The organism is Tenacibaculum aestuarii, from assembly GCF_964510395.1.
Classification (GTDB): Bacteria; Bacteroidota; Bacteroidia; order Flavobacteriales; family Flavobacteriaceae; genus Polaribacter; species Polaribacter aestuarii.
Window position 1 is genome coordinate 13,754 of the sequence record NZ_CAZEFY010000004.1, and the last position, 17,280, is coordinate 31,033.

General features: G+C 32.5%; 12 protein-coding genes. 5 read left to right on the forward strand and 7 right to left on the reverse strand.

Features of this window, described 5'->3' with window-relative positions; translation table 11 throughout:
- The first annotated feature begins 6 nt into the window (after nucleotides 1-6).
- From ACKTSU_RS13165 to ACKTSU_RS13180, 4 genes are all read left to right on the forward strand, one after another.
- Nucleotides 7-1,986, forward strand: coding sequence for a DUF5689 domain-containing protein (locus ACKTSU_RS13165; RefSeq protein ID WP_408036949.1), 1,980 nt, complete (start codon nucleotides 7-9; stop codon nucleotides 1,984-1,986).
- An 82-nt stretch (nucleotides 1,987-2,068) separates the two neighbouring features.
- Nucleotides 2,069-2,956, forward strand: coding sequence for a metallophosphoesterase (locus tag ACKTSU_RS13170; RefSeq protein ID WP_408036951.1), 888 nt, complete (start codon nucleotides 2,069-2,071; stop codon nucleotides 2,954-2,956).
- Between the two features lie 268 nt (nucleotides 2,957-3,224).
- Complete coding sequence (locus tag ACKTSU_RS13175) at nucleotides 3,225-4,427, forward strand: porin (protein ID WP_408036953.1); 1,203 nt, start codon at nucleotides 3,225-3,227, stop codon at nucleotides 4,425-4,427.
- Between the two features lie 72 nt (nucleotides 4,428-4,499).
- The gene (locus ACKTSU_RS13180; protein ID WP_408036955.1) at nucleotides 4,500-6,761 is read left to right on the forward strand and encodes an inorganic phosphate transporter; all 2,262 of its coding nucleotides are present in this window, start codon (nucleotides 4,500-4,502) and stop codon (nucleotides 6,759-6,761) included.
- Nucleotides 6,762-6,819: 58 nt separating this feature from the next.
- On the opposite strand, the gene ACKTSU_RS13185 is transcribed toward ACKTSU_RS13180, so the two are convergent.
- From ACKTSU_RS13185 to ACKTSU_RS13195, 3 genes are all read right to left on the reverse strand, one after another.
- Nucleotides 6,820-7,689: an acyl-CoA thioesterase gene (locus ACKTSU_RS13185; protein WP_408036956.1), complete on the reverse strand. Its 870-nt coding sequence runs from the start codon at nucleotides 7,687-7,689 to the stop codon at nucleotides 6,820-6,822.
- Nucleotides 7,690-7,900: 211 nt separating this feature from the next.
- Entirely contained in the window at nucleotides 7,901-8,857 is a 957-nt protein-coding gene (locus tag ACKTSU_RS13190; RefSeq protein ID WP_408036958.1) for a hypothetical protein, read from the reverse strand.
- A 111-nt stretch (nucleotides 8,858-8,968) separates the two neighbouring features.
- Nucleotides 8,969-12,079, reverse strand: a complete 3,111-nt coding sequence (locus tag ACKTSU_RS13195; protein WP_408036960.1) for a leucine--tRNA ligase — start codon at nucleotides 12,077-12,079, stop codon at nucleotides 8,969-8,971.
- Between the two features lie 185 nt (nucleotides 12,080-12,264).
- On the opposite strand from ACKTSU_RS13195, the gene ACKTSU_RS13200 reads away from it, so the two are divergent.
- Entirely contained in the window at nucleotides 12,265-13,266 is a 1,002-nt protein-coding gene (locus tag ACKTSU_RS13200) for a phytanoyl-CoA dioxygenase (RefSeq protein WP_408036962.1), read from the forward strand.
- 47 nt (nucleotides 13,267-13,313) lie between these two features.
- On the opposite strand, the gene ACKTSU_RS13205 is transcribed toward ACKTSU_RS13200, so the two are convergent.
- From ACKTSU_RS13205 to ACKTSU_RS13220, 4 genes are all read right to left on the reverse strand, one after another.
- A complete protein-coding gene (locus tag ACKTSU_RS13205) occupies nucleotides 13,314-13,856 on the reverse strand; it encodes a porin family protein (RefSeq protein WP_408036963.1) in 543 nt (180 codons plus the stop codon).
- A gap of 163 nt (nucleotides 13,857-14,019) precedes the next feature.
- Nucleotides 14,020-14,562: a DUF2911 domain-containing protein gene (locus tag ACKTSU_RS13210; RefSeq protein ID WP_408036964.1), complete on the reverse strand. Its 543-nt coding sequence runs from the start codon at nucleotides 14,560-14,562 to the stop codon at nucleotides 14,020-14,022.
- A gap of 63 nt (nucleotides 14,563-14,625) precedes the next feature.
- Nucleotides 14,626-16,713 carry a TonB-dependent receptor domain-containing protein gene (locus tag ACKTSU_RS13215; RefSeq protein ID WP_408036966.1) on the reverse strand — a complete coding sequence of 696 codons (2,088 nt, stop codon included), beginning with the start codon at nucleotides 16,711-16,713 and terminating at the stop codon, nucleotides 14,626-14,628.
- Between the two features lie 99 nt (nucleotides 16,714-16,812).
- A complete protein-coding gene (locus tag ACKTSU_RS13220; protein WP_408036967.1) occupies nucleotides 16,813-17,130 on the reverse strand; it encodes a hypothetical protein in 318 nt (105 codons plus the stop codon).
- Nucleotides 17,131-17,280: the final 150 nt, after the last annotated feature.

The following is a 17,280-nucleotide window of genomic DNA, read 5'->3' on the forward strand; positions in this document are numbered from 1 at the left end:
TTCAAAATGAAAAAAATAAACTTATATAAGATTTTTGCAATTTTATTTATTGCAATTTCTGTTTCATGTGTTGATAACAACGACTTTGAGTTACCAACAATGGGAGCAGACAAAGAGTACGCTAATTTAAAATCGTTAGATGAAATCATTGCTTTGTACAATGGTTCTCCAGTAGAATTTACTGATGACACAACTGTATACGGTTATGTAATTTCTGATGATAGAGAAGGTAACTTCTTCAAAGTATTAACCATTCAAGATAAACCAGAAAACCCAACTGTAGGTTTAGAGGTAAGAATAGATGACACCAATTTAACTGCTCGTTACAATGTAGGTAGAAAAGTTTACATCAACTTAAAAGGTCTTGCTTTAAGTAAATACTTTGCATCTTTTCAAATAGGTAGTTTAAACGGAAACAGTACTGATAGAATTGATACCAATGAATACCTTAACCATATTGAAAGATCTACTGAAATCGTAGATATCGTACCAACTACTTTAACTATTGGTGACTTAACTGATAACCATATCAATACCTTAGTTAAAATTGAAGGTTTACAATCTCAAGAAAAAGGATTAACCTATGCTGACCCAGATCCAAATAATACTTCTTCTGTAAACAGATACTTTACAAGTTGTGAAACTTTTGAGTCTATTATTATGAGAACAAGTGGGTTTGCTACTTTTAAATCATACCCTATTCCTGATAAAAAAGGAAGTGTTACTGCTATTTTAGGAAAATTCAGTAGCGATTACCAATTATTTATTAGAGATACTAACGATGTTAACTTTACTGAAGAGTATGGTTGTGACGGTGATGCTGTAGAAAAGACGTTAGCTGATGTTAAAGCCTTATACAACGGAACTGAAACTACTATTAAAGAAAACTTAAAAATAAAAGTAGTTATTACTTCTGATTTAGCTGCTGGGAACATTCATGGATTAAGTGCTTTCGCACAAGATGCATCAGCAGGTATTGCTTTACGTTTTAGTGGTGACCACAACTTAAATTTAGGTGACGAAGTAGAAATCGCTGTTGGAGGAGCCAGATTAAGCGAATACAACGATTTATTACAATTAAACATAGCTCCATCTAGTATCATAAGCCAAACAGCAGGTACATTACCAACTCCTGAGGTTATTACGTTTGCTCAAGCTTTAACTGGTGATTACGAAAGTAAATTAGTTCAAATCGACGGATTACAATTCAAAGACAATACTAAAACCTATAGTGGTAATAATGAGTTAATTGCTGAATGTGATGGTACTCCATTAATAGCGTATGTTAGAAATGATGCTTCTTTTGCAAGCAATAACGTAAGCGATAAAAAAGGAACAATTACAGGAGTTATGACAGTTTTTGATAATAAACCTCAAATCTATTTAAGAAACGAAACTGATGTAAACTTTACTGAAGACGCAACTACTTGTGGTGGCGGAGGTGGTGGTACCACAAACGCTATTTTCTTCTCTGAATTAGCTGATCCAAATAACAATCCAGCTGCAAGATTCATAGAAATATACAATGCAGGTGCAGAAAGTGTTGATTTAACAGGATGGGTAATTAGAAGATACACTAATGGTAATCCAGAGTCTACTTCATCAATAGATTTAACTGGTAGTACAATTAACGCTGGTCAGGCATTTGTAATTGCTGCGCAAACAACTGCTTTTGAAGCTGCTTTCGGTTTTGCTCCTGATTTAGCTGCTGAAACTGGAGGACCTGCTGATTCAAATGGTGACGATAACATAGAACTAGTTGATCCAAGTGGTAATGTAGTTGATGCTTTTGGAATACCTGGTGAAGATGGTTCAGATACAAATCACGAATTTGAAGATGGTAGAGCTAATCGTAAAGCTTCAGTAACACAAGGAAATCCAACATATACATTTGCTGAATGGGATATTTGGAATGATACTGGTGCTGCTGGTACAACAAATGCACCTCAAGATGCTCCAGGAGCTTTTACTCCTAAAGTAAGATAATTAATCTTTCAATAAAAATTCAAAAACCCAAGTTTTAAAACTTGGGTTTTTTTATGCATCTTTATCTAGTAAAATAATACTTATGTTTTCTTCTAACGATAGAATTAACCGAGCTTTTAAAAAAGCAAAAAAACTACCCTTAAACGAAGCATCTAAGTATGTTTTATTTTCCGATTGTCATAGAGGCGATAATAGTTTTGCTGATGATTTTGCTCGTAATCGAAAAATATATCATTTTGCCTTATCTCAATATTTACAAAAAGATTTCACCTATATAGAATTAGGTGATGGCGATGAACTATGGGAAAACAAATTTGTGAATATTTTTAATGCAAATAAAGATGTGTACTTATTACTTCAAAAATTTCATCTAAAAAATAAGTTACATTTTATTTGGGGAAACCATGACATGAATTACCGAAAACCCAAAAATGTTAGAAAAAATCTAAGTTATTATTACGATACCATTGATGGAAAAGAAAAAGAGTTACTTCCTAACGCTTCCTTTTCTGAAGCCATTCGATTAACTCAAGATGACGGGAAATCAATTTTCTTACTTCATGGTCATCAAGCAGATTGGTTTAATTATACCTTTTGGAAATTCAGTCGATTTTTAGTAAAAATTTTATGGCGACCATTACAAATACACGGAATTAAAGATCCTACAAGTCCAGCTCAAAATTTTAAAGAACTTATAAAAGTAGAACGCCGATTAGAAAACTGGGTAAAAGCCAATAACAATCAAATGATTGTTACTGGGCATACACACCGACCTAGATTTCCTTCTTGCGAAGAATTGCCTCATTTTAATGATGGCAGCTGTGTTCACCCTAGATGCATTACTGGCTTAGAAATTGAAAACAACGAAATTACACTCATTAAATGGCATTTAGTAACCAACGATAACGGAACCATGCAAATTACACGAACCGTTTTAGAAGGACCTGAAAAAATAGCAGAATACTTATAAACACTTTTCTATATCAAATTAACCTAAAATTTACCTTCATAACATTTTATTAAATTGTACTTAATATTAATATCAGAAAAAGCCAGTAGTTTTGACCTACCTCAATCTTGAGGTGTACAGTCATTATAAATTATTAGTTTTTGTCGACTATTTATTTGACTTACTATATACTGCCTTTCATAAAGGCAGTTTTTTTAATATTCAGTTAACACTTACTTAACATTAGAGCTAGTTATTTGCCGCGACAAAAACTAATAAACTAAATCTAATGAACTGTAAAACAGCACTTACAATTGTAAGTATGTTTGTGTTATCTTATACACATGCTCAACAAACAAACGCTCCTAAATTTGGCAAAGGCTTATTTAACTTAATAGGGAAAGACAGTACTTGGTCTATGAACATGAGTGCTAGAATGCAATTTTTAGCAACTGCTGAATGGGATTCGAATAAAGAAGGATTATACAATCCATCATCTTCAATGTTAGTTAGAAGAGCTCGTTTAAAATTTAAAGGATTTGCTTTTTCACCAAAATTAAAATACAAACTAGAAATAGGAATGTCTAATAACGATATTAGCGGAGCTTCTGAACACACAGGTAATGCACCAAGATATATTTTAGATGCGGTGCTAAAGTGGAACTTTCACCAAAATTTCGAGCTTTGGTTTGGGCAAACTAAATTACCAGGAAACAGAGAACGTGTTATCTCTTCGGCAGATATGCAGCTAGTAGATCGTTCTTTATTAAACAAACGTTTTAATATTGACCGAGATATGGGGATGCAATTACGCCACCATTTTAATCTATCAGGCAAATTTGTGGTTAGAGAAGCCCTAGCAATTTCACAAGGTGAAGGAAGAAATATTACTGTTGGAAATCTAGGAGGTCACCAATATACTGCGCACCTTGAGTTTTTACCTTTCGGATTATTTGAAGGAAATGGAGATTATAAAGGAGGGGATTTAAAAAGAGAAAAGACGCCAAAGTTAGCAATCGGTATGAGTTATGATTTTAACAATAATGCGGTTAAAACAAGAAGTAACCAAGGGAGCTATATGGTAAATGATGAAGGTTACTACGAAACAAACATTTCAACCTTTTTCGTAGATGCAATGTTTAAATACAAAGGCTTCTCTTTTATGGGAGAATATGCTTATAGAGATGCTGAAGACCCAATTGCAAAAAACTCTGACGGAACTCCAACCAATGATGTGGTACAGGTGGGTAGTGCATTAAACCTTCAATCAGGATATTTATTCGATAAAAACTGGGAAATATCTGCACGTTACACCAATGTTTCATTAGATAAAAACATTGTAGGAAAAGGAGTAGAAAACCAATATACATTAGGATTATCAAAATACATTGTTGGTCATAAATTAAAAGTACAAACTGATGTTAGTTACCTAGATATACCAACGGCTACCAACCCGTTAATGTACCGATTACAAGTAGATATTCATTTTTAAATGATAACATAAACATAACATAAGAGCATTCTTGTGTAACTAAATTTGCAAAACTTAATTAAAAACTAAAAAATGGGAGATCCATATATTTTGATGCTAGTCGCACTAGCTGTTTTAGCTATCGTCGACTTAGTTGTGGGAGTAAGTAATGATGCTGTTAACTTTTTAAATTCAGCTATCGGTTCTAAAGCAATTAAAGTAAGAAATATTATGATAATTGCGAGTATTGGGGTTTTTATGGGAGCCGTAACATCAAGTGGTATGATGGAGGTTGCTCGTAAAGGAATTTTCAATCCTAGCATGTTTATGTTCCAAGACATCATGTTTATTTTCATGGCAGTAATGATTACCGATATTTTATTACTAGACATCTTTAACTCATTAGGAATGCCAACCTCAACAACGGTTTCTATCGTATTTGAACTATTAGGAGCGGCAGTTTGTATTTCGTTAATCAAAATTGCAGCTAACGACTCTCAATCTATTTCAGATATTTGGAACTACATCAACCATAAAAAAGCGGTTGAAATTATAAACGGAATTCTACTCTCCGTAGTAGTTGCTTTCTCTGTCGGAGCTATTGTTCAGTTCTTTTCTCGTTTAATTTATTCATTTAATTTTGAGAAAAGACCTACCTATATAAATTCATTATTTGGTGGTTTTGCTATAACAGCAATTACTTATTTCATCATTATTAAAGGTATGAAAGGAACTCCTTTTTACAGTGATGTAAAACATTTAATTGAAGGGAATACTATACTTATTATTGCTGGAAGTTTTGTTTTTTGGAGTGCTATTTCGCATGTTTTAATTCAATTCTTTAAGGTTAATATTTTAAAATTAATCATTGGTATTGGTACTTTCTCTTTAGCAATGGCGTTCTCTGGTAACGACTTAGTAAACTTTATTGGTGTACCAATCGCTGCATGGAACTCTTACCAAGCTTGGGAAATATCTGGAGTTGCTCCTGATGCTTTCTCTATGGGGATTTTAGCTAAAAAAGTACCTTCTAATGTTTGGTTATTATTATTAGCTGGAGCAATTATGGTTATTACCTTATGGACTTCAAGCAAAGCAAAGGAAGTAATTAAAACCGGTATCGATTTATCTCGTCAAGGTGATGGGCATGAAAAATTTCAACCAAACCCTTTATCAAGAATCGTAGTAAGAAGTGCTATGGGTATCAATGCTGCTATCAGCTACATTGTTCCTCAAAAAACATTAGCTTATATTGATACTAAATTTCAAAAACCAGTAATAGAATTACCTAAAGACAAAACCTATGAAATGCCAGCTTTCGACTTAGTTAGAGCTGCTGTTAACTTAATTGTTGCGGGTATCTTAATTTCTATTGCTACTTCTATGAAATTACCTTTATCAACTACTTATGTAACTTTTATGGTAGCAATGGGTACCTCTTTAGCTGATAGAGCTTGGGGACGTGAAAGTGCTGTATATAGAGTTGCTGGTGTTATCAACGTAATTGGAGGATGGTTCTTAACAGCCCTTACTGCTTTTGCTACAGCTGCCTTAGTTGCTTACTTAATTAGCTGGGATAAAGTAATGATTCCTGTATTGTTATTAGTTGTTGCTCTTTTAATTGGAAGAAATACGTTACAACACAGAAAGAAATCTAAGCAAGAGAAGAAACAAGTACACATGGAAAGAGCAGAATTAATTACTATTAATGGAGTAATTGAAGAGAGTTCTGATCACATTGCTGAAGTTGCGCAACGTATTAACAAATTATACTCTAGCGTAGTAAACGATTTAGCTACTCACGATTTAGTAAAGTTGCGTAAAACAGATAAACACGTAACAAAATTAAACGACGAAATAGATAATTTAAAAGATGGTGTATTCTATTTTATCAAGTCGTTAGATGATACTTCGGTACAAGCAAGTAGATTCTACATTTTAATTTTAGGGTATTTACAAGACGTTGCACAGTCTATTAGCTATATTTCTAGAGCTACGTACAAACACGTAAACAACAACCATAAAAACCTTAAAAAAGGTCAAATTAAAGATTTAAAGAGCATCGATCATACACTTTCTAAATTGTTAGAAGATATTAGCGAAACTTTTGAAAACAGAAGTTTTGACAACTTAGAGCATATCATTAATGAGAAGAAAGAATTATTAAAAGATGTTTCTCAATCTATTGAAAAACAAGTAGACCGTATTAGAACTGATGAAACGAGCCCGAAAAACACTACATTATACTTTAGTATTTTAATCGAGACACAAGATTTAGTTTCTGGTTTAATGAGTTTACTAGAAACATACGAAGAGTTTCACGTCAGTACAAAATCTGCTGAAATAGACGCTTAACAAATAAAAAAACCGAGTTACTAAGTAACTCGGTTTTTTTATTTGTTATATAGTCTTACTAGCTTCTTTTCATTGGTCTCATTAATCCTTCTTGAGCAACTGAAGCTATTAACCTTCCTTCTCTAGTATAAATATTACCCATAGCAAAACCTCTAGCTCCAAAAGCGTTTGGGCTTTCTATTGAAAATAACATCCAATCATCAAAATTAAAATCACGGTAAAACCACATTGAGTGATCTAAACTAGCCAATTGAGTATTTCCAAAATTAGCAATACTAGCATTTGGATTTAAACACGAGGTTAAAATATTGTAGTCAGAAATATAAGTAAGTATTTGCTGCTTTATTCCTAATGGTAAATCTTTCGCATCTCCTTTCAACTTAAACCAAACATCAACCACAGGTGGTAAATCTTTACGATCTAAAGGATTTACTATTTGCACAGGTTTAAAATCTATAGGTCTTTCTATACTTAAAAAATCTTTCATTTTTTGAGGTAGAAAAGCTCCAAATTGATCTAACATATCTGTCCAACTTAACAACTCTTCCGGTTGTTTTATGTCTTTTTTTATTGGTTTTTGATGTTCATATCCTTCTTCTTCTTTATGAAATGAACAAGACAAAATAAAGATAGTTTTATCTTCTTGATGAGCTGTTACTCTTCGTGTAGAAAAACTTCCACCATCACGAATTGGTTGTACGTTATAAGTTATTGGTAATTCTAAATTTCCTGCTTCTAAAAAATAGGAGTGTAATGAGTGTAATATTCGTTCTTCTGGTGCTGTTCTATACGCTGCATTTAAAGCCTGAGCTAACACTTGACCTCCAAAAACATTAGGACTTCCTATATCTCTACTTACTCCATTAAAATTACCATTTCCTATATCATCTAAAGTAAGTATGCTTAATAATTCTTGAGTATTTTTCATCTTATCTTCTCTCTAGGAGAGTTTAGTTTATTTATGTTTCTAAACTTTTAAAGGTTTATAAAGCTAAAGTTTATCGATTGAATGTACTTCAAAAATAAACTTAAATTCTCTTTATGACTTTCAAAAGCTCTAAATGTGTTAATTAAGAATATGAATTAGTCTCTTTAAAATGTTTTACAAATTTTGACTGACAAAAGAGTTTATACTCTAATTAAACAACATTCATATTCCAAACTGGCACTCTTAAAAACCTACTTATTTTTACCATATCGCTCAACAAATATTCCTTATCTCCATGATTCAATAAATTATAGCGATTGCCGTTTTGAGTTACTAAGTTTACTTCGTAACAATAATAGCCTCCTGACTTATTTCCTTCTACAAACTTTGATAATACTTGTAATGCATATACTTGTTGAAAAGGAATTATTTCACCATCTATCAACACTTTTCTTTTATGTGAGTATAGTTGTACTTTAGATCCAAATGAAAATAATAAGAACATACCCACTAATAAAAAAGGACCTCCAGAGGTAAAAAAGATTTTTCCACCATGCATAAATGTTAAAGACTCTTTAGAGAACTCGAAAAACTCAACATAAGACCAAACTACATAGTTTAACCCCATTAAAAAGAAACTCCACGCTACAAACTTTAAATAAGAGCTAGAGGTTATTTTATATCCAAAAGCTGTTTTTCGTAAACGTTCACTCAAAAAATTACTTCCTGAACCTTTAACGGAATTCCAAGAAATATGTTGTCCTATAGCATCGGTTGTAAAGTCACCAAAAGAAAAATCTATTTGCTTATTACTAGGTGAATTTTTCTTTCTTTTAACCCAATAACTAGCCCCAAACATACCTATGAACATAAAAGCCAATACCGCTAACATACCTCCTGTTTTATAGTAAGTATATCGCTGCTTTTCGATACTTAACTTATGAACTGGCACCACAATTTCAAGACGTTTTATATTATTTAAATCTTTTCTTGTAGGACTTGTAAGTTGTAATAATGAATCTAATTCTCGTTCATTTTGTCGTACCTCTAGTTCTTTTTTATGAAATACATCATAGGTGTTTTGTAATTGTGGAAGTGCTACAAAAATGAAAATTCCGATTGGAATAATTGCAAAAAGCCAAGAATTACTAAGAGATACTTTTTTCATATTATTTTTTTAGAAAAACAAATTTGAGAAAAGTTTTTAATTTCACAATACAAAAAAGGCTTTTACATTAAAATGTAAAAGCCTTTTTATTAATCGTATTTTGTAGTATTGTTATCCTACAATATTGATAATTTTACCAGGAACGATAATTACTTTCTTCGGTTCTCTTCCTTGTAATTGTGCTTGTGTTTTCTCATGAGCCATTACCGTTTTTTCAATTTCGTCTTTGCTCATATCTAACGGTAACTCTAACGTAAATCGCATTTTTCCATTGAAAGAAACTGGATAGTTCTTAGAACTCTCAACCAAATGCTTTTCTTCAAATTTTGGGAAAGCTACAGTTGAAATAGACTCACTGTGTCCTAACTGACTCCATAATTCTTCTGCAATATGTGGTGCATAAGGAGAAATTAACACTAACAACGGCTCTAAAATAACACGTTTGTTACATTTTAATGCTGATAACTCATTCACCGCAATCATAAAGGTAGAAACTGACGTATTGAACGAGAAGTTCTCAATATCTTCTTCTACTTTCTTTATTGTTTTATGTAATGTTTTTAATTCTTCTTTAGTTGGTTCCTCGTCTGAAACATTAATACCATTTTCATCAGCAAATAATTTCCATAATTTCTTTAGGAAAGAATACACTCCTGAAATCCCTGAAGTCTTCCAAGGCTTGGTTTGCTCTAACGGACCTAAGAACATCTCGAATAAACGTAAACTATCCGCTCCGTACTCTTCACAAATTAAATCTGGATTTACAACGTTGTATTTCGACTTCGACATTTTTTCAACCTCACGTCCTACAATGTATTTACCATCTTCTAAAATAAACTTAGCATTTTTAAATTCTTCTCTCCAGTTTTTAAACCCTTCAATATCTAATTCATCAGAAGAGTTTACCAACGAAACATCAGCATGTATAGGTGCGATATACTCTTCTAAAAAATTAATTTCAATGTTATTAATATCAGGTGAGTCCTTTCTTAATTGCTCTCTTATTATTTCACAACAAATATTAAAAACATTTTCATTTGCTTTATTATTTACCATGTATCCTTTGGAAAGCATAAAACTCTTTTTGTATGTGTAAAAATTAGAAATATCTTCTATACCATCAATTTTTACTGTACATTCCAAAGTATATCTATACACAAAAGCAGAAGTTCCTAAGATCATTCCTTGGTTAATTAACTTTTTAGCAAATTCATCAACAGGTAAGAAACCTCTATCAAATAAGAATTTTTGCCAAAAACGTGCATATAATAAATGTCCTGTAGCATGTTCAGAACCTCCAATATATAAATCTATTTGCTTCCAATAGTCAACCGCTTCTTTGCTTACAAATTCTCCTTCGTTATTCGAATCCATATAACGGTTAAAGTACCAAGAACTTCCTGCCCACCCTGGCATGGTGTTTAACTCCAAAGGAAATACAGTTTCATTATCTATTAACTCATTACTCGCTACTCTATTCTCAATACTATTCCACGCCCAAACCTCAGCGTTTCCTAATGGTGGTTTTCCATCTTCAGTAGGTAAGTATTTTTCAACTTCAGGTAATACAATTGGTAAATGCTTTGCATCAATCATTTGAGGCATTCCGTCTTTGTAATATACTGGGAACGGCTCTCCCCAATAACGTTGACGACTAAATACAGCATCGCGTAAACGATAATTTATCTTTCCGTAACCAAATCCACGTTTTTCCAATTCGTAGATTACGGTTTTCATTCCTTTCTTATAGTTTAAACCGTCTAAGAAATCAGAGTTCGCTAATTTAATTCCGTCTTTAGCATCATTTGCTTTTTCAGAAATATCAACATCAGCAAAAATATTTGGAATCTCTAATCCGAAGTATTTTGCAAAATCGTAATCACGTTGGTCACCACATGGTACCGCCATAACAGCTCCCGTACCGTAACTTGCTAATACGTAATCACCAATCCAAATTGGTACTTGTTTTCCTGTAAAAGGATGTAACGCATACGCACCAGTAAACACTCCCGAGATAGTTTTTACATCAGCCATACGATCGCGTTCTGAACGTTTTGCTGTTGCCTCAATGTATTCTTCAACAGCCTTTCTTTGCTCATCAGAAGCGATTCGCTTCACTAAGTCATGCTCTGGAGCCAAGGTCATAAAAGACACTCCGAAAATGGTATCAGGACGTGTCGTAAACACATCAATTTTAGCATCATGTCCATCAACATCGAAAGAAACCATAGCTCCTTGCGATCGACCAATCCAGTTGGTTTGAGAATCTTTTAATGGTTGTGGCCAATCGATATTTTGTAATCCGTCTAGCAAACGTTGTGCATACGCAGAAATTCGCATAGACCATTGGGTCATTTTTTTACGAACTACCGGATGCCCACCACGTTCTGAAACTCCATTTACAATTTCATCGTTTGCTAATACCGTCCCTAAAGCTGGACACCAGTTTACTTCGGTATCAGATAAAAATGTTAAACGGTATTGTAATAGTATTTCTTGTTGTTCTTTCTCAGAGAAATTTTTCCATTCTTCGGCAGAAAACACCCTAATATCTTCATCAGAAACTGCGTTTACATTTGCATTTCCTTCTGCTTCAAAGGTAGCTACTAAAATTGCAATATCTTCTGCTTTATCAGTATCTTTATTATACCAAGAGTTGAATAGTTGAATAAAAATCCACTGTGTCCATTTGTAGTACTCAGGATTCGAAGTACGAACTTCACGAGACCAATCGAATGAAAATCCGATTTTATCTAACTGTCTTCTATAACCTTTAATTACAAAATCTCTGTAATTGTCATCTTTTATAGAGACTTTCTTGTTTTTTTCAATTAGTGCTGAGTCTTTAATGTACCCATCTCCATCAACATATTTTTTTAAAATGTTTCCATTTTCATCTAAACATCCATCAATATTTATCTCAGTTGTGTTTTTAGGATGCTGTCCTGTTTGAATTGCATATTGTTCAGCAGGTAATCCGAAAGAATCATATCCTTGTGGATGCAATACATTAAACCCTTTATGACGTTTGTAACGAGCATAAATATCAGATGCGATATATCCTAACGGATGCCCAACGTGTAATCCTGCTCCTGAAGGATAAGGAAACATGTCTAACACATAATATTTTGGCTTATCAGAATTATTTTCAGCTTTAAATGTACCTTGATCTGCCCAGTACTTTTGCCACTTTTTTTCTATCTCTTGGTGATTGTATTGCATTTGTAATCGCTTGTTTTAAAGGATGCAAATTTACAGTTATTGATTGGAAGTAGAAAGCATCCGTAAATTTTTATACTTCTGAAAAATATGATTTTAAAAATAAGAAGGTTACCACCCGTTTTTAACCAGATAAATATTCTATTTTTAGTTCAGATTACAACTAACAAGTTATTTACTAACCAACTATGAACAAAAACGCAACTGCTATAGATATTAAAGAAAAAGTGTCAACTTTACTTAAAAGTAATACTCAACAAGCAGAAGTTGAGAACCTGATTAATGAAATACACACTTATTTTCGAGAGCTAACTCAGTTAACTGGATTTGATAATAATATTGAACATCTTGCAGCTGTAACGACAGCAAAAGGAAAAGCGCTTGGACTTAACCACGCAGCTCAATGTTTACTAGATTATAAACGAACTGTAAAGTTTTTAAAAGCTATGGTAACAGCCATTAAAGACAAGCAGCAACATCACCCTGATGAAACTATTCGTGTTTTTTATGCTGGTTGTGGGCCCTATGCTCCGTTTGTTACTTTAATTGCTCCACTTTTTAGCTCTGAAGAAGTTCAATTTTCTTTACTGGAAATTAATGATAAGTCTTTAGAATATGCCAAAAACCTTATCCAAAAATTGGAGATTACCAATTATATAACAAACTACTATGCTGCTGATGCTGTTACTTTCAAAATCCCTGAAGCTGAAAAGTATCATATATTATTTAGTGAAACGTTGGATGCTTTGTTATATAGAGAATGTTATGTTCCTATTTTATTCAACTTACTACCTCAGCTACCTCAAGATATTACTGTAGTTCCGAAGAATGTGTTGGTAAAGATGAGTTTATCGGTTGACCCTATCGCTGACTCTAAGCATTCTCCTAAAGAAATCGACACCATTATAGATGTACGAGAAGCCGTTTCTTTAAACACCATAAGCACGTCAACTCCTAGCCAACTTCCTGATAAAAAAATCGCAGTAAGCTCATTGAATATTGAGCAATATAATTACATGACTTTAGACACTTTGGTGCATATTTATAATGATATATGGTTAACAAGAAATGAATCTTCTTTGACAATTCCTCTTGAAATGGGCATTGAACATCCATTTCTATTTAATTCAATTGTTTACACTTACCAAATGAATCCAGATATTGAGTTAAAATACTCTTTGGAAAAGTGAGATGCTATTTAATAAAAAACCTCTCTTTTGAGAGGTTTTTTGTATTGTTAAAACTGATATCCAACAGAAATTTGAAAGGAACCGTTTTTAATATCTGGATTTTCTTGAATTGCCGTTAATCCTAAATTATATCGTGTTTGCACAAATAAACCTTGTTTAAATTGGTAACCTAAACCAAGATTTGCGCTTAAATCATAGTTTTCTAAATCTGGATCTAAGCTTCCACCATCATTTGTTTTTAAAACATCATCTACTAAAAATGATATTTGAGGACCTACCTCAAGGGAAAAACCATCAATAATATAATATTTAGCCATGACTGGTAACGAAATGTAATCTATTTTCAATTCATTAGCATCGTTTTCTGTCCCCATTTGTGAGTACAAAACTTCTGGTTGAATAGAAAATGAATCTGATAACTTCAATTCCACTAATCCCCCCGCGTGAAGCCCTAATCTCGAATCTGTATTTAAATTATCTCCATGGATTGTAGCAACATTCAATCCTGCTTTAACTCCAAATTTAACTTGTTGTGCTTTAACTCCTGAAAATGCGATTATACATAAAATCACAAGTACTGTTTTTTTCATAATAATAATTTTAATTTATATAGAGAGGCTTTGAAACAATCATCATGCCAACCTTCTTAAAGTTCTGTTAAAGATTTGATTATCTTTCTTTTTAAGCTTCAATATAACCCACAAAAAAACAGGCATTATAGAATGCCTGCTGTTTTTATATATTTAATTAAAATTATCCTTTAACAGGTACTGTAACTACAACGTTACCCCAACCTAAATACATATTAAAAGTATCCTCTTCACCATCAAAAGCGATTGAGAAAGCTTCAATATTTTCATTTGCTCTAGAAACTTTTCCTGTAACACGTACTACATCATCTGATTCGTTGTAAGAATAAGCTCCCCAAACATTTTTAGCAGTATTTAAAATAACCGTCCATTCTTTGTCTCCTGGAATGGTAAATAACGAGTATGTTCCTGCTTTTACTTCTTCTCCTCCAAAGTTTACATCTTTGTAAAAAGTAATTTCAGCAGCTTCATTTGCTCCTGTTCTCCATACTTTACCTGCAACTGCTAAACGAGATACTGGTCTTCTTTTTAACTGAGGACGACTATAAATAACCTTTACTTTTTTATCTGAATTTCTATAACTACTTGGATATGTTGCTGCATCCATTGGACTTTTATCTAGATTAGGGAAATCTTGAGCCATAACTTCGTTAGAAAACACAAGGGCTACAGCAAATACAATAATTGATAAAATAGATTTTTTCATTTTTAATTTTTTAGTTAATATTTGGGAGATTAGTCACCAAATTTAAGTAACCTTACTCGAAAATTAAAATTTATACTGTAAGAATGCTGTAAAGTTTCTTCCTGGTTCATAAATTCTAGTCATTGGTAAATCTGCTTGGTTTTTATATGAAAAATTTAAGTGGTTGATATAATTCTCATCAAACACATTTAAACAAGCTACCCCTAACGTAAAATTTTTAAACGGCTTTACCCCTAATTTTATATCGAAAGTTTGATAGCCTTCTGTTTCTGTTTCACCAAAAGAAGGAGCTATATCTTTTTGAGTTGACACTACATTATACTGTGCTTTTGCCCAATATTTTTCTTTGTCTACGCCCATAGAAATTTTTGAAGTGAAAGGCGGATTCAATGGCAACGATTCACCAAAATCCTTGTTTTCTGTTTTTACATAGGCTACTTCTGTTTGAAAATAGTAATCATTAAACATTTGCAATTTTGTAGCTACTTCAAATCCAGTTTTGCTAGCATCTTCAATATTAGTAAACACTTTTGTAAACTCTGGTTTTTGATTTGGCATGAACTTCCTTGGAATGGTTGGGTCAACCACTGCTGAAATATAATCTTCAAAAATTGAGTAAAACGCTGATGTTTGATAATGTAATTGCAAGTTGTTATTCAATCCTAGTTTTCCTTTTAATCCTAACTCAAATTGGTTATTTACTTCTGGTCGCAACATCGGGTTTCCTAAATATTCATATGAATCTGAACCAATCGTAAAATGATTGATATAACGCTCAGCCATATTTGCAGTACGTACTCCTCTACCAAATGCAGCTTCTAAAATTGCTTTTTTAGAAAATGCGTGCTTTACCGAAATGTTACCGCTCACATTAGTTTCGTTTGTTTTTACAACAGGATACATTGCAGCAAAATCAGCTTCTAAATTTTTGGCGTTAGCACTTACTAAATCTACTCGAACACCTGTAGTTAATACAGTTTTAGGGGCTAGATTGAATTTTGCTTCAGAAAACACTCCGAAATCATTTATATAAGCATCTTGCCAAATCTTATCTACTTTAACCATTGGCATTGGTAGCATCGTACCATTCATCATTTTTATGGTACGTGTACGATTTCCTTCTCGTTTTATGTGATTGATATCACTTCCTACAAACAAATTAAAATCTTTATGCATATTAAACTCAAACTCTACTTTACCTCCTATAGTAGTTGACTCTACTGGTGACGAAGCAAAAACCATGTTAAAATTTGGTCGGTTTTCATTCGTCATTAAATGATCTACATAGCTGTAAAAACCTTTTGTTGTAATTGTTTTTAATGTGCTACCAATGTTTATTGCTTTGTAATCTAACGATACAATTGTACTGTTGTCATAATCGGTATCCATTGGTAAAGCAGCATGTTTTATGTCTCTACCAAACGATTGACGCCAGTGCGCTTGTAAACGCTGATTTTCTGTAAAATTATATCCTAACTTTACTCCATAATCGGTACTTGTAAATGATGATGGAATCTCAGTACCACTTCCGTCTTTATAATCTCCAAAGTTTCGGTAACCTACATTTCCTACCACATCAAACTTATTGGTAACATGTTGTAATTGTAACATGTTTACAAATGAATTTCCATTGGTTTCATATCCTGCTGAAAATTTTCCGTGGAATCCGTTTTCTAACATGTTATGATTTTCTGTCACCATATTTACGATACCTCCAAAAGTTGCTCCATATCGTACCGTAAAAGGTCCTTTGATGATTTCAATTTTTGAAATTTCTTCTGGAATAATATGTGTGGTGATAGGATCCATTCTGTTCGGACAAGCATTTACTGCTTTTGTACCTCCATCGTACATCACATTTAACTGCTCGTAGGCAGCTCCTCTAAATGTTGGATCCATTGCATAGTTTCCTCTTTTTATGACTGAAAATCCGTTGATTTCAGAAAATAAATCTGCTACATTTTTAGGTTGAATTACCTTTTTTTGATAATCATTTTTAACAGTAGCATGAACAGGATTTGTTTTTATTTTTCCTTCAACGATTACTTCGTTTAACTGTATAGTTTTTTGTTTAACTGTGTCTTTTTTTTGTTCTTGAGCAGACATAGCTATTGTGCAGATGCTAAGAAGCATCCATCCTAAATTTTTCATTATTAAAATTGAATTTAATTTTTACATAATTGTATAGCAACACCTATCAATTCAAAAAACTTTTGAATTGTTTACGATGTAAAAAACTGTATGAAAAAATTAAACTGTAGGAGGATGAAATACTTCTTGATTGAATAAGTAGTAGTAATTTTTCTTGTAAGAGAATAATTCTTTTTCTTTTATAAACTGTTTTTCTTCTAAGTCTAAATTTAAAACCGAAACAAACCCGATAGGATATTCTTCCATTGAAATTCGCAACAATTTAAAATCATCATCTTGTTGTTGTTCAAGCTCCATCATTAACTGACATTTACCATTACAGTTTAACTCTGGTTTATCTTTGTTGATACACAAAACTTTTGAGATATAATCATAATTTATTGCATACTCTACAAAAGGAGCTATGGGGCGTAACATGGCTATCATGTACAATGCAACAAAAAAATATATGCTAAGTTTTTTTAACAAGAAAGGGGCTTTTTTTACTTACGCAAAGATACGACTATCCCCACTGATTACCAATGATAAAAAATACGATTTTTTTCTTTATTTTAATTTATTCTAAAT

Bases quoted from the DNA above. Each gene is read 5' to 3' on its own strand.
- ACKTSU_RS13165 (WP_408036949.1), top strand. From the start codon at position 7: ATGAAAAAAATAAACTTATATAAGATTTTTGCAATTTTATTTATTGCA.
- ACKTSU_RS13170 (WP_408036951.1), top strand. From the start codon at position 2,069: ATGTTTTCTTCTAACGATAGAATTAACCGAGCTTTTAAAAAAGCAAAA.
- ACKTSU_RS13175 (WP_408036953.1), top strand. From the start codon at position 3,225: ATGAACTGTAAAACAGCACTTACAATTGTAAGTATGTTTGTGTTATCT.
- ACKTSU_RS13180 (WP_408036955.1), top strand. From the start codon at position 4,500: ATGGGAGATCCATATATTTTGATGCTAGTCGCACTAGCTGTTTTAGCT.
- ACKTSU_RS13185 (WP_408036956.1), bottom strand. From the start codon at position 7,689: ATGAAAAATACTCAAGAATTATTAAGCATACTTACTTTAGATGATATA.
- ACKTSU_RS13190 (WP_408036958.1), bottom strand. From the start codon at position 8,857: ATGAAAAAAGTATCTCTTAGTAATTCTTGGCTTTTTGCAATTATTCCA.
- ACKTSU_RS13195 (WP_408036960.1), bottom strand. From the start codon at position 12,079: ATGCAATACAATCACCAAGAGATAGAAAAAAAGTGGCAAAAGTACTGG.
- ACKTSU_RS13200 (WP_408036962.1), top strand. From the start codon at position 12,265: ATGAACAAAAACGCAACTGCTATAGATATTAAAGAAAAAGTGTCAACT.
- ACKTSU_RS13205 (WP_408036963.1), bottom strand. From the start codon at position 13,856: ATGAAAAAAACAGTACTTGTGATTTTATGTATAATCGCATTTTCAGGA.
- ACKTSU_RS13210 (WP_408036964.1), bottom strand. From the start codon at position 14,562: ATGAAAAAATCTATTTTATCAATTATTGTATTTGCTGTAGCCCTTGTG.
- ACKTSU_RS13215 (WP_408036966.1), bottom strand. From the start codon at position 16,713: ATGAAAAATTTAGGATGGATGCTTCTTAGCATCTGCACAATAGCTATG.
- ACKTSU_RS13220 (WP_408036967.1), bottom strand. From the start codon at position 17,130: ATGTTACGCCCCATAGCTCCTTTTGTAGAGTATGCAATAAATTATGAT.